We start from the raw sequence: 12,927 nt of genomic DNA, 5'->3' as shown, positions 1-12,927 counted from the left end.
CTCCTTAGCGGCCGAACGAGGTGTCGAGCAACTGGTCGATCACCTGGTCCACGTTCACCCCTTTGCGCACCAGCTCTTCGGACACCAGGATCGGCGCGGCGGCCTTGGAGGCGAGCACATCCTTGCTGCTCAAGAACGGTGTGCTCAGGTCGGTACGCGACAGCTGCAGCTTGGCCACTTCCAACGGCAGGCCGGATTCATCGGCGAGCAGCTTGGCGAACTCATCCGGGTGCTTGACCGCCCAATCCCGGGCCTTTTCATAGGCGCCCAGTACCGTGGTGATGGTCTGCGGATGCGCCTTGGCGAACTGCTCGGTGACGCTGACCACGCCGTAGCTGTTGAAGTCCTTGTTGCGGTACAGCAGGCGCGAACCGGCCTGTATCTGGCTGGCGGCCATATGCGGGTCGAGGCCGGCCCAGGCGTCAACGTCACCTTTTTCCAGGGCGGTGCGGCCGTCCGGATGCTGCAGGTGCACCAGTTCCACATCGTCCTTGTTCAGCCCGGCCTGTTGCAGGCTGCGCAGGGTGAACAGGTAGGGGTCGGTGCCTTTGGTAGCGGCGATTTTCTTGCCCTTGAGGTCGGTGACGCTGTTGAAGGGCGAATCCTTGCGCACCACCAGGGCCGTCCACTCGGCGCGGCTGTACACATACACCGATTTGATCGGGCTGCCGTTGGCCCGGCTCAGCACCGCGGACAAACTGGCGGAAGAGGCGAAATCCACGCCGCCGCTGTTGAGGTATTCCAGCGAACGGTTACTGCCCTGGCTCAATACCCAGCCTACCTTGGAATTCGGCAAGGCTTGTTCAAGCCAACCAAAATGCTTGAGCACCAGGCTGACGGGCGAGTAGTAGGCGTAGTCGAGATTGACTTTTGCCGGATCGGTGTCGGCGGCCTGGGCCATTGGTTGCAGGCACAGGGCGAGGGCGCATGCGCCAAGTAAGCGTTGGGCGAAGGGTTTCATGGAACAGCTCCGGGCACGTGGGCGTTTAGAGAGGCTTTCTTATATTCAGAAAATTAGTTCGCATGTTCCATCATGCTTTTCAGGAATATGCAGTCTCTGTGCCACCTGCGTTGTCGCGTGTTTGCGCGTGTGTGCCGAGTGGAGGCTGTGGCGGATGCAGGCAGATTGTTGAAGTGCTGTTGGCTGGGCAACAGTTTTTATATATCCATATCGAATAAATAAAGAGTTATATATTCCTTTTATTGTTCTTTCCGAAAGCGCATTTTGAGTGCCTGCGCATTCGTGCGGATTGACTCAACAGCCAAAAGGAAAGCCGACATGACCATTAAAGCGATCAATGTGCGCAACCAGTTCAAGGGCGTGATCAAGGAAATCCTGCTGGGTGAAGTGGTGTCGGAAATCGACGTGCAAACCGCGTCCGGCATCGTCACGTCGGTGATCACCACCCGCTCGGTGCGTGACCTGGAGTTGAAGGTGGGCAGTGAAGTGATTGCCTTTGTGAAATCCACCGAAGTGTCGATCGCCAAGCTTTAAAAAGCCTCAGGCGGGCGCTTTCAGTCGACGCGATCAAACACGCTGGCGACGTCTTCGCGACTGAGTACCCCTTTACCGGGTCCGTCGAGCAATTTGAAGGTGCCATCGGCATTGATTGTGATGCCGGTGGAACTGGCCAGAGTCACTGCCGCGCCTGAGCGGCCGTTGAGCAGGTCCCGTAGCGGCTGCTCGCCGTGCAGGGTTTGCCCGATGGTCGTTGCCATGCCTTGCAGGGAACTTGAATTCACCCCGGCTACCAGGATCACATGACTGTTCTTGTCCAGCGATGCCTGCAATCTGTGCATCAATGCTCGAGTATCGCTATTTCCCGGATTCAGGCCCAGTTCCAGATTACTGCCGGTAAGATGCATCAAGGTGCGATTCTGGTAGGTGGATCCGTTCCAGCCGGTGAGCACTGCCAGCGCCGAGCAGTCCGACAACCCGCGGGTAGCGAGCGGGTCGTGGCCTCCATTCAAAGAGACTGACCGGCCCATTTCAACCTCCACAGTCTTGATGTCTGAACGCGCGCCGGGCGGGTTAGCCAGAGGATGTTTCAGCCCCACAAAGCGCATCAATCGATGCGATGCGGTGGAGGCAGCGGCCTTTAGAGCCGAGCCCGTTGGTGCAGGTTCGCGCGGTGACGGGTTCGGCTTGAATGATTCTGTGAATTGCACAGGGCCGTTGGTTGCAGGGCGTGTCGACAGCATAGGGCGCAAAGCTCCGGGAAAGGTTCAGCCGCACAAGGGGATTCCCTTGAGTGCTGAAAAAGCCTTTCGCGGTTCCAGCCCATTCAGCGGTTTTTCAGGCTGCGTTCCATACGTTGCAGACCCTCTTCCAGCATCGACCGTGGGCAGCCGAAGTTCAGGCGCACGAACTGCTGGCTGTCATCGCCGAACTCAATGCCGGCGCTCAACCCGACCTTGGCCTGTTCCAGGAAGAACTGCTGCGGGTCTTCCAGGCCCAGGGCGCTGCAATCGAGCCAGGCCAGGAAGGTGCCTTGTGGTGCATGCATCACCACGCCGGGCAGGCGGGTGTGCACGGCATCGAGCAGGTAATCACGGTTGGCTTGCAGGTAGTGCTTCAGCGCGTCGAGCCAGGCGCCGCATTGGCTGTAGGCGGCGCGGGTAGCTTCCAGGCCCAGGGGGCTGACGCTGTCGACCATGCCGCAACGGGCCTGGTTGAAACGCTCGCGGATTTCGGCATTCTGCACCACGGCGAAACAGGTCTTCAGGCCGGCCACGTTATAGGCCTTGCTCGCCGACATCAGCGTGATGGTGCGCTGGGCAATCTCTTCGCTGAGGCTGGCAATCGGGATATGCCGACGGCCGTCAAAGCACAGTTCGGCGTGGATTTCATCGGAGATGATCAGCGCACCGCTTTCCAGGCAGGCATTGGCCACGGCCAGCAGTTCTGCATGAGGGAAGACTTTGCCGATGGGGTTGTGCGGGTTGCTCAACAGCAGCGCACCGGCGCCGCTCAGTGCCTGGCGCAGCGCCGGCAGGGGCGTGCGGTATTCGCCCTCGATCCACTCGAACGGGAGTTCAATGCGTGGCAAATTCCAGTGGCCGGGCGCCAGGCGAATCGGCCGATAGTTGGGGGTTTGCAGCACCACCGGCTGGCCTGGCTGGACAAACGCGTGCAGGGCCATATTGAAACCCGGCTCGACGCCGGGCAGGAACAGCAGCTCATCCGGTTGCACGCGCCAGGCGTACTTGGCCCACAGGTCGGCGATGATCGCCTCGCGCACATCCGGGCCGGCGACGCTGTAGCCGAGCACCTGCTGGTCGAGGCGCGCATGCAATGCCTGAAGGATGGCAGGTGGGGCGGCGATGTCCATGTCGGCGATCCACATTGGCAAGACGTCTTGCGGGTAGCGGTTCCACTTGGTGCTGCCGGTGCCGAGGCGTGGGTGGATCGTGTCGAAATCAAAGCTCATGGAGGGGCTCGTATGAGGCGGCAAATAAAGAGTGGCGCTGATTCTAGCGCCATTCAATTTATAGGCCAGTGCTGATTGTTTCAGGCAGCCGTTCCATGACCGACAGGTTCTGTAACAAAAGCGCCATCGCGCTGGGGATTGAATAAGGGAAGGGCTATTTTGGTGCATCTCAATAAATAGAGTAGCCATGGATGAAATACCAACCCTTCAGCCGCACCTTGATTGCCACTGCCCTCCTGTTGACGGTCAGTGGTGTGCACGCCGCTTCCCAGGCCCCGGTGGCCGGTGAAAATGGCATGGTGGTCACCGCCCAGCATCTGGCCACTCAGGTCGGCGTGGAGGTGCTCAAGGCCGGCGGTAACGCGGTGGATGCGGCGGTGGCCGTGGGCTATGCACTGGCGGTGGTGTATCCGGCGGCGGGCAACCTGGGCGGCGGCGGTTTCATGACCGTGCAGCTGGCGGACGGGCGCAAGACCTTCCTCGACTTTCGCGAAAAAGCCCCGCTGGCGGCCACGGCCGATATGTACCTGGACAAGGACGGCAATGTCGTCGAAGGCCTGAGCGCCAAGGGCCACCTGGCCGTCGGTGTACCTGGCACTGTCTCGGGCATGGAGTTGGCGCTGAGCAAGTACGGCACCCTCAAGCGCGCCCAGGTGATCGCGCCGGCGATCAAACTGGCGGAGAACGGCTTTGCCCTGGAGCAAGGTGATGTCGACCTGCTACACACCGCCACCGGCGAATTCGAGAAAGACCAGGATCTGCGCGGGATCTTCCTGCATAACGGCCAACCGATGCAGGTCGGCCAGAAACTGGTGCAGAAGGACCTGGCCAGGACCCTCAAGGAAATTTCCGCCAAGGGCAGCGATGGCTTCTATAAAGGCTGGGTCGCCAACGCCCTGGTGGAGTCGAGCCAGGCCGGCAAGGGCCTGATCACCCAGGCTGACCTGGACACCTACAAGACCCGCGAACTGGCGCCTATCGAGTGCGATTACCGTGGCTACCATGTGGTCTCGGCGCCGCCGCCAAGCTCTGGCGGCGTGGTGATCTGCCAGATCATGAACATCCTCGAAGGCTACCCGATGGCAGACCTGGGGTACCACTCGGCCCAGGGCTTGCACTACCAGATCGAAGCGATGCGCCACGCCTATGTAGACCGCAACAGCTACCTCGGCGACCCGGATTTCGTGAAGAACCCGATCGCCCATCTGCTGGATAAAAATTACGCGGCCAAATTGCGCGACGCGATCGAGCCACACAAGGCCGGGGATTCCCAGGCGATCAAGCCGGGCGTGTCGCCCCATGAAGGCAACAACACCACCCACTATTCCATCGTCGACACTTGGGGCAACGCCGTTTCCGTCACCTACACCCTCAATGACTGGTTTGGCGCGGGCGTGATGGCGAGCAAGACCGGGGTGATCCTCAACGATGAAATGGACGACTTCACCGTCAAGGTCGGCGTGCCGAACATGTACGGCCTGGTCCAGGGTGAAGCCAACGCCATTGCGCCGGGCAAGGCGCCGCTGTCGTCGATGAGCCCGACTATCGTGACCAAGGATGGCAAGACGGTGATGGTGGTGGGCACGCCAGGCGGCAGCCGCATTATTACCGCGACCTTGCTGACCATCCTCAATGTCATCGACTACAAGATGAACATTCAGGAGGCCGTGGACGCGCCGCGCTTCCACCAGCAGTGGATGCCGCAGACCACCAACCTTGAAACCTTCGCGGTGAGCCAGGACACCCAGAAGATCCTCGAGAGCTGGGGGCATACGTTCGCCGGTCCCCAGGACGCCAACCACCTGGCCGCGATCCTGGTGGGCGCGCCGGCCCTGGGTGGCAAGCCGGTGGGCAACAACCGCTTCTATGGCGCGAATGACCCGCGTCGCAACACGGGCCTGTCGTTGGGTTACTGAGACCGACTCGCTCGCGCATGGAACATCTGCGGCATTTCGGGGCTCTATCCCAAGAGCCCCGAAAGGACCCCACCCCATGAAAGCGCTGAAAATCGCCACCTTCAACATCAACGGTATTCGTGCCCGTCTGCCCAACCTGCTGCAGTGGCTGGCCCGCGAGCAGCCGGACGTCGTCTGCCTGCAAGAACTCAAGGCGCCGGAAAGCCTGTTTCCCTATGCTGAGTTCGAAGCGGCCGGCTACGGCGCGATCTGCGTGGGCCAGGCCTCGTGGAACGGTGTGGCGATTCTGGCCAAGGACGCGCAACCGCTGGAAAGCCGGCGGGGCCTGCCCGGTGACGAGAGCGACCAGCAAAGCCGCTATATCGAGGCGGCCGTGCACGGCGTGTTGGTCGGCTGTTTGTACCTGCCCAACGGCAACCCGCAACCGGGGCCTAAATTCGACTACAAGCTGGCCTGGTTCGAACGCCTGATCGACTATGCCCAGGCGTTGCAAGCCAGTGATCACCCGGTGGTGCTGGCCGGGGATTTCAATGTGGTGCCCACCGACCTGGACATCTACAACCCACGCTCCTGGCTCAAGGATGCGCTATTGCAACCCGAGAGCCGCGCCTGCTATCAACGCCTGCTTGACCAGGGCTGGACCGACTCAGTGCGTCATTTGTACCCCGAAGAGCGGGTGTATACGTTCTGGGACTATTTCCGCCAGCACTGGCAGAAAAATTCCGGCCTGCGCATCGACCACCTGTTGCTCAACCCGGCGCTCAAGCCCTATCTCAAGGACGCGGGCGTCGATGCCTGGGTGCGTAACGAGGCGCATGCCAGCGACCACGCGCCGACCTGGATTCAGCTCGGCACGCGCAAAAAGCGTTAACCGACAGTTGTCGCCCCAAGCAAGCGCTCGACCGCAGCAAACGCCGCGTTCCGGCGCGCTTGCCAGTCTCCCCGGATCACCACCACAGGCTGGTGGTGCGCGTGCAGCCAGTCCAGGCTGGCCTGGAAGAACGCTCGGCGGTCGGCCAGGTCGGGTTGGCAGCGCTGGCCGTCGGCGCTCCATTCCACGTCTTCGGGCGATAACAGCAGATGCAGGTCGTAGTGACGGGCCAGCAGTTCGCTGTCGAGCCAGATGGGGCAGTCGCCGAACAGGGTCTGGCTCCAGAGTGTGTTGGTCAGCAGGTGGGTGTCGAGGATCAGCAAATCAGGCTGTGCAGCGCGGGCGGCGTCTTCCCAGGCCAACTGGCCCTGGGCGATCGCCGGGATATCCGCCAGGCAGGTGTCGCGCTGGTGATGGTCGATGAAATAGCGCACATATTCACCCACCATCAGCCCGCCGAAGTGCGCGTGCAGCTCAGCCGCCAGCCAACTTTTGCCGCTGGATTCAGGGCCCGCCAGTACCACCACTTTCATGCGTGCAACGCCGGGTCGGCGCGCCATTCACGCCAGCCTTGCACGGCGATTACGGTGAACAGTGCGTAGAGCGCGGCGGTGAGGTAGAGGCCTTTGTAGAGGAATAGCCCGACGAAAATCACATCCACCACGATCCACAGCGGCCAGCACTGCACGCGTTTTTGCGCCATCCACAACTGCGCTACCAGGCTGAAACCCGTCAGGGCCGCGTCGAGCCAGGGTTGGGCTGCGTCGGTCCAGTGGGCCATGGCGGCGCCGAGCAACAGGCTGAACACCGCGCCGACGACCAGGGCGGTCAAGATCGCCGGCCAGCTCAGGCTGCTGACCTGACGGCCTTGCTTGACCGCGCCGGCACGGGTCCATTGCCACCAGCCGTAGACTTGCAGCACGGCGTAGACCCCCTGCAGCAGCATGTCGGAATACAGCTTCACGTCAAAGAACACCCAGGTATAGAGCAACACCATCACCAGGCCGATAGGCCAGCACCAGGGGTTCTGCTTGACCGTCAGCCACACAGCGATCACCCCCAGGGCGGCGGCGAACAGTTCAAGCCCGGACATGGCGGTTCCTTGGGAGAGTGGAAGAGGGCGCTGATTGTACCTACAGGTCATCCATCCTCAAACAGCGGAGGGCAAATGTGGCAATGGAGGGCACCCCCCCCTCCCACAATTGATCTTCATTGTCTGTGAAAATCTTCATTCGCCACTTTCGCTTCCAGCTTCTACCCTGAGTGCAAGCCCTCAGGAGTAGGAGCGCCCATGTACAAAGACCTGAAGTTTCCCGTCCTTATCGTGCACCGCGACATCAAGGCCGACACCGTTGCCGGTGATCGGGTTCGAGGCATCGCCAGGGAGTTGGAGCAGGAGGGCTTCAGTATCTTTTCCGCCGTGGACTACGCCGAAGGGCGACTGGTGGCGGCCACCCACCACGGCCTTGCCTGCATGCTGATCGCCGCCGAGGGCGCCGGGGAAAATACCCACTTGCTGCAAAACATGGTCGAGCTGATCCGCCTGGCGCGGGTGAGGGCGCCCAACCTGCCGATCTTCGCGCTGGGCGAGCAAGTCACCCTGGAAAACGCCCCGGCGGATGCCATGAGCGAACTCAACCAGTTGCGCGGCATCTTGTATCTGTTCGAAGACACCGTACCGTTTCTCGCGCGCCAGGTCGCGCGTGCGGCGCGCGCCTACCTCGATGGTTTGTTGCCGCCGTTCTTCAAGGCCCTGGTGCAACACACCGCCGACTCCAATTACTCCTGGCACACCCCGGGCCACGGCGGTGGCGTGGCGTATCGCAAAAGCCCGGTGGGGCAGGCGTTTCACCAGTTCTTCGGGGAAAATACGTTACGTTCGGACTTGTCTGTCTCGGTCCCCGAGCTGGGCTCGCTGCTCGATCACACCGGGCCGCTGGCTGAAGCCGAAGCCCGCGCGGCGCGCAATTTTGGCGCTGACCACACGTTTTTCGTGATCAACGGCACCTCCACCGCCAACAAGATCGTCTGGCACTCCATGGTCGGTCGCGATGACCTGGTCCTGGTCGACCGCAATTGCCACAAGTCGGTACTGCATTCGATCATCATGACCGGCGCGATCCCCTTGTACCTGTGCCCGGAACGCAACGAGCTGGGGATCATCGGCCCCATCCCCTTGAGCGAATTCAGCGCCGACTCGATCCGCGCCAAGATCGACGCCAGCCCGCTGACCCATGGTCGTCCGGCGAAGGTAAAGCTGGCGGTGGTCACCAACTCCACCTACGACGGCCTGTGCTACAACGCCGAGCTGATCAAGCAGCAACTGGGTAACAGCGTCGAGGTGCTGCACTTCGATGAGGCCTGGTATGCCTACGCGGCGTTCCACGAGTTTTTCGCCGGGCGCTACGGCATGGGTACCTCGCGCACGCCGGACAGCCCGCTGGTGTTCACCACGCACTCCACCCACAAACTGCTGGCGGCCTTCAGCCAGGCGTCGATGATTCACGTGCAGGACGGCGGAGCGCGGCAACTGGACCGTGACCGCTTCAACGAAGCGTTCATGATGCATATTTCCACCTCGCCGCAATACAGCATCATTGCCTCCCTGGACGTGGCGTCAGCGATGATGGAAGGCCCGGCGGGTCGCTCGCTGTTGCAGGAAATGTTCGATGAGGCCCTGAGTTTCCGTCGTGCGCTGGCCAACCTGCGTCAGCATATCGCCGCTGATGACTGGTGGTTTTCGATCTGGCAGCCGCCGTCGGTGGCCGGTATCGACCGGGTCGTCACCGCGGACTGGCTGCTGCACCCTCAGGATGACTGGCATGGTTTTGGCGACGTGGCTGAAGATTATGTGCTGCTGGACCCGATCAAAGTCACCCTGGTAATGCCCGGCCTCACCGCCGGCGGCGCCTTGAGCGATCGCGGGATTCCCGCCGCCGTGGTCAGCAAGTTTCTCTGGGAGCGCGGCCTGGTGGTGGAAAAAACCGGGCTGTATTCTTTCCTCGTGCTGTTTTCCATGGGCATCACCAAAGGCAAATGGAGTACCTTGCTCACCGAGTTGCTGGAATTCAAACGCAGCTATGATGCCAATACCAGCCTGGCCAGTTGCCTGCCCTCGGTCTATGCCCAGGGGCCGGTCCGTTATCAGGGCCTGGGGTTGCGGGACCTGTGCGACCAGTTGCACAGTTGTTATCGCAGCAACGCGACGGCCAGGCATCTGAAGCGCATGTATACGGTGTTGCCGGAGATTGCGATGAAGCCGGCCGATGCCTACGACCAGTTGGTCAGGGGCGAAGTGGAAGCGGTATCCATCGATGCCTTGCCAGGACGCATCGCAGCCGTGATGCTGGTGCCGTATCCGCCGGGTATTCCGCTGATCATGCCGGGCGAGCGCTTTACCGAGTCAACCCGTTCGATCATCGACTATCTGGCGTTTGCCCGGACGTTCGATAGCAGTTTTCCCGGTTTTGTCGCCGATGTGCATGGGTTGCAACACGAAGATGACGGCAGTGGTCGTTGTTACACCGTCGATTGCATCAAAGGTTAAGGAACGTTATGCAAGCTGTCATGAACCCGAAGTATCCAGGGCTCAGTGTGCGAGTCGCCGACGAAGGCTTCGACGCTTATGTATGGGGCAATGACTTCAGTTTTGAGGTCAGCGCCTATGGTGTGCCGCAGATGGGCAAGCGGGTCGATCAATGGCCGGTGGAGCGCATCCTGCCGTACCGCAAGTGTTACGGCATCGACCCTGAAGAATTCGCCAGCTTTCGCAGTGCGGCCGACAGCGCGGTCTTCATGGCCTATCTGGATGATTGCGCGGTGGGCCACGTCGTGATCAGTACCAACTGGAACGGTTTTGCCCATGTCGACGAGTTGGCGGTGGCGCTGCCTGCGCGGCGTCACGGTGTCGCCAAGGCGCTGTTGGACGTGGCGCAGTTCTGGGCACGCAAGAAGAACCTGCCGGGCATGATGCTCGAAACCCAGAACAACAACCTCGGTGCCTGTCGCCTGTATGAACGTAGCGGGTACGTGATGGGGGGTATCGATCAACTGCGCTATCGTGGCATCGACCCGCAAACCCGCGAAGTGGCGATTTTCTGGTATCGGCTGTTCAAGAGCGAAGTCGAATCGATCTGAGACGGGGTAGCACGTCAGCTCGCGTCTACTGCGGCTTGGTGTCGTTGGACAGCAGGTTTTCGGCCTTTTGCGTGACGATCTCCAGCAGTGCATTCAGGGCCGGTGAAGCGGCTCCGTCCTGCAGGGCCAATGCATACAGGTTGACGCTGATCGGGGGTGATATCGGGCACACATCCAGCCCCGCGTCCCGCGCACCGAAGGCGGTGAACGGGTCGACCACCGCCAGGCCTTCTCCCGCCTCGACCATGCTGCGCATCATCTGGTACGTCTGTACCCGCGTCTGCACCACCGGCAGCGGGCGCAGGGCCTGCAGCTTGGCGTCCAGCAGACGACTCAGCGGGTCGTGGCCTTCCAGGCCAATCATCGACTGCCCAGCCAGATCCTGCAGCGCAATGTACTTCTGCTTGGGTTTCAGCCAGCCATGGGGGGCAAGCAATTGAAGTTTGCCTTGGGCCAGCACGCGACTCTGAATGTGCGGGTGTTGCGGGTCATGCAGGCTCAGGCCCACATCGGTTTCATGCAGCAACAGGCGCCTGACGATCTCCCGGGTCGGCTGGCTCGACAGGTTGCACGGCGTATCCTGGAACCGTCGGCGCAGCAGGGCGATGCTCTGGGGCAGTAATTGGTTGGCCAGCGGCGGGGTGCACAGCACGCGCAAGGTCGGCGCGTGATGGTGTTTCAAGCGGCTGGCCAGGCGCTGTATCGGCTCAAGCGCGTCGTACAGGGGGGCGATTTGCGCTTGCAGCTCCAGGGTTTCGCGGGTGGCTTGCAGGCGCCCGCGGATACTGGCAAACAGCATGAAGCCCAGTTGCAGTTCGGCATCCTTGAGCGTGGCGTCTACCTCGCCCACGGGGAGTTGCAACCACTCGGCGGCCGTGCCGAGGTGTCCGGTCTGCAAGATGGCCTGAATCACTTCGATATGACGTAAACGCATGGCCGGAGTCTATGTGCAGTGGGGTGGGGATTCAATGGCGCAGGTCCCCGTGCGCAAAAAAGACTGCACGGGTCGCCCCTGCCTATGGCGTTAAGCCAGGACCTCACTAGAATGAGGCGTCTGATCAGCAACGACCAATGCCGGATACCCGGTACTTACAACAAAAACAGGTCTGGTCTCAAATGCCTCTACCCTCGACGCTTTTCGGGGTAACGGCCAAGCAACTCCTGGTCCTGGTGACCGTGGGCTGCCTGGCGGCTTACTTCTTCAATAATCACGATGAATACGCGCCGGAAAACCTCGCACTCGAAGCGTTTATCCGTTCCCAGGAACAGGTCGCCGAACAGGTGGGCGCGGTGCTCGGTATGACGTTGATCAGGCAGGTGGAGGCGTATCCCGCTTACGATCGGTCGGGCTACAAGCGTTCGATGTATGCGGTGGAGGGGGAGAGAGGGCAGTTGGTGGTGACGCTCAAGCAAGGCGAGCAGGGCATTGAAGTAACGGAAATCCGCAGCCCGTAAGCATCCCCAGCCCAGTCGCGAGGACTGGGCAGGTGGACAGGGCGAAATCTTATGACACGAGAGAGGTCGGAGATTCGCGGACGATAATCGTGCCCGACTGGATCAATTTGAACTCATCACCTTCCAGTTTTTCTACACGGTCGCCAATGGCCAGCTTGTAGGAGGTGGTAGGCGCCGAGCCAGCCAGGTCGCCGTGCGCCGGGTTGGATTCCTGGAACTCATGCACCGAATACACGCGGCCTTCCGCGTCTCTGGCATGAAACTGTCCGACTAATACTGCTGCCATCTGTTTAGAACCTCTGGAGATAAACACTCGATTTGCGGTTCTGTAGACCGTCAGTGAGCGGGGTAGTTTACCTATAAGAAAAAAATACTATTCGTTTAAAGTTTCAGATGTTTCCTACGCGGGCGCGAGCGTGGCGACTTCTTGGGCATTCGCAAAACACTCTGGTGCACGCGCCGCGAAGCCTTTATAACTACTCGCTCCTTTAGTCACACGTCGGGAAACCTCAATGAGCAAGGTCTACACGATTGCCGTCCTGGTTGGCAGCCTGAGAAAAGAGTCGATCAACCGCAAGGTCGCCCTGGCATTGGCCGAACTGGCCCCCGCCAACCTCAAGTTGAATATCGTAGAGATCGGCGATCTGCCGCTCTACAACGAGGACATTGAAGGTGCGGCAGCGCCCGAAGCCTACAGTACTTTCCGCAAACAGGTGAGTTCATCCGACGCAGTGCTGTTCGTGACCCCGGAATACAACCGTTCCGTGCCCGCGCCGTTGAAGAATGCCATCGACGTAGGCTCCCGCCCTTATGGGCAGAGTGTCTGGGGCGCGAAGCCGGGGGCGATCATCAGCGTGTCGCCGGGCGCCATGGGTGGCTTTGGTGCCAACCATCACCTGCGCCAGTCTTTGGTGTTTCTGGATGTTTGGTGCATGCAAGCGCCGGAAGCCTACCTGGGCGGCGCGGGCAGTGTGTTCGACGAGGCGGGCAAGCTGTCGGAAAAGACTAGGCCGTTCCTGCAGGCATTTATCGATGCGTTCGGCCAGTGGGTCGAAAAACAAAAGGGCTGAATTGACAAGGCGTGCTGATGTGGGAGGGAGCAAGCTCCCTCCCACAG

Annotated in this window: 14 protein-coding genes; 7 read left to right on the top strand and 7 right to left on the bottom strand. The window is 60.9% G+C overall.

The features are described 5' to 3' along the window. Window positions 1-4: 4 nt before the first annotated feature. Window positions 5-961 carry an aliphatic sulfonate ABC transporter substrate-binding protein gene (locus C4J88_RS15455; RefSeq protein ID WP_124367289.1) on the bottom strand — a complete coding sequence of 319 codons (957 nt, stop codon included), beginning with the start codon at window positions 959-961 and terminating at the stop codon, window positions 5-7. A 318-nt stretch (window positions 962-1,279) separates the two neighbouring features. Here C4J88_RS15455 and C4J88_RS15450 point away from each other — a divergent pair, with 318 nt between their 5' ends. Further along, window positions 1,280-1,495, top strand: a complete 216-nt coding sequence (locus tag C4J88_RS15450; RefSeq protein WP_003173733.1) for a molybdopterin-binding protein — start codon at window positions 1,280-1,282, stop codon at window positions 1,493-1,495. A gap of 20 nt (window positions 1,496-1,515) precedes the next feature. Here C4J88_RS15450 and C4J88_RS15445 read toward each other — a convergent pair whose 3' ends face one another. Further along, on the bottom strand, window positions 1,516-1,989 hold the full coding sequence (locus tag C4J88_RS15445) for a hypothetical protein (RefSeq protein WP_124407465.1): 474 nt from the start codon (window positions 1,987-1,989) through the stop codon (window positions 1,516-1,518). Between the two features lie 296 nt (window positions 1,990-2,285). Beyond that, window positions 2,286-3,431, bottom strand: a complete 1,146-nt coding sequence (locus tag C4J88_RS15440) for a MalY/PatB family protein (protein ID WP_124407464.1) — start codon at window positions 3,429-3,431, stop codon at window positions 2,286-2,288. 191 nt (window positions 3,432-3,622) lie between these two features. Here C4J88_RS15440 and ggt point away from each other — a divergent pair, with 191 nt between their 5' ends. Then, window positions 3,623-5,347, top strand: a complete 1,725-nt coding sequence (gene ggt / locus C4J88_RS15435) for a gamma-glutamyltransferase (RefSeq protein ID WP_124407463.1) — start codon at window positions 3,623-3,625, stop codon at window positions 5,345-5,347. A 76-nt stretch (window positions 5,348-5,423) separates the two neighbouring features. Then, window positions 5,424-6,218: an exodeoxyribonuclease III gene (gene xth / locus C4J88_RS15430; protein WP_124407462.1), complete on the top strand. Its 795-nt coding sequence runs from the start codon at window positions 5,424-5,426 to the stop codon at window positions 6,216-6,218. On the opposite strand, the gene C4J88_RS15425 is transcribed toward xth, so the two are convergent. Together C4J88_RS15425 and pnuC are read right to left on the bottom strand one after the other, a co-directional pair. Beyond that, window positions 6,215-6,751, bottom strand: a complete 537-nt coding sequence (locus C4J88_RS15425; protein WP_124408631.1) for an AAA family ATPase — start codon at window positions 6,749-6,751, stop codon at window positions 6,215-6,217. The genes xth and C4J88_RS15425 overlap by 4 nt on opposite strands. Beyond that, the gene (gene pnuC, locus C4J88_RS15420) at window positions 6,748-7,311 is read right to left on the bottom strand and encodes a nicotinamide riboside transporter PnuC (protein ID WP_124370940.1); all 564 of its coding nucleotides are present in this window, start codon (window positions 7,309-7,311) and stop codon (window positions 6,748-6,750) included. The genes C4J88_RS15425 and pnuC overlap by 4 nt, the downstream gene beginning before the upstream one ends. 198 nt (window positions 7,312-7,509) lie before the next feature. Between pnuC and C4J88_RS15415 the strand changes: the two genes are divergently transcribed. After that, complete coding sequence (locus C4J88_RS15415) at window positions 7,510-9,765, top strand: Orn/Lys/Arg decarboxylase N-terminal domain-containing protein (protein WP_124407461.1); 2,256 nt, start codon at window positions 7,510-7,512, stop codon at window positions 9,763-9,765. An 8-nt stretch (window positions 9,766-9,773) separates the two neighbouring features. Further along, window positions 9,774-10,355, top strand: a complete 582-nt coding sequence (locus tag C4J88_RS15410; RefSeq protein WP_124367282.1) for a GNAT family N-acetyltransferase — start codon at window positions 9,774-9,776, stop codon at window positions 10,353-10,355. Between the two features lie 25 nt (window positions 10,356-10,380). On the opposite strand, the gene C4J88_RS15405 is transcribed toward C4J88_RS15410, so the two are convergent. Continuing rightward, window positions 10,381-11,289, bottom strand: a complete 909-nt coding sequence (locus tag C4J88_RS15405) for a LysR substrate-binding domain-containing protein (RefSeq protein WP_124407460.1) — start codon at window positions 11,287-11,289, stop codon at window positions 10,381-10,383. Window positions 11,290-11,471: 182 nt separating this feature from the next. Between C4J88_RS15405 and C4J88_RS15400 the strand changes: the two genes are divergently transcribed. After that, the gene (locus C4J88_RS15400; protein ID WP_124367280.1) at window positions 11,472-11,810 is read left to right on the top strand and encodes a hypothetical protein; all 339 of its coding nucleotides are present in this window, start codon (window positions 11,472-11,474) and stop codon (window positions 11,808-11,810) included. A gap of 49 nt (window positions 11,811-11,859) precedes the next feature. On the opposite strand, the gene C4J88_RS15395 is transcribed toward C4J88_RS15400, so the two are convergent. Continuing rightward, entirely contained in the window at window positions 11,860-12,096 is a 237-nt protein-coding gene (locus C4J88_RS15395; RefSeq protein WP_124363127.1) for a hypothetical protein, read from the bottom strand. A gap of 226 nt (window positions 12,097-12,322) precedes the next feature. Between C4J88_RS15395 and C4J88_RS15390 the strand changes: the two genes are divergently transcribed. Continuing rightward, the gene (locus C4J88_RS15390) at window positions 12,323-12,880 is read left to right on the top strand and encodes an NADPH-dependent FMN reductase (RefSeq protein WP_124367278.1); all 558 of its coding nucleotides are present in this window, start codon (window positions 12,323-12,325) and stop codon (window positions 12,878-12,880) included. Window positions 12,881-12,927: the final 47 nt, after the last annotated feature.

The organism is Pseudomonas sp. R4-39-08 (assembly GCF_003852275.1).
Lineage (GTDB): Bacteria > Pseudomonadota > Gammaproteobacteria > Pseudomonadales > Pseudomonadaceae > Aquipseudomonas.
This window is presented reverse-complemented; position numbering and strand designations above follow the sequence as displayed.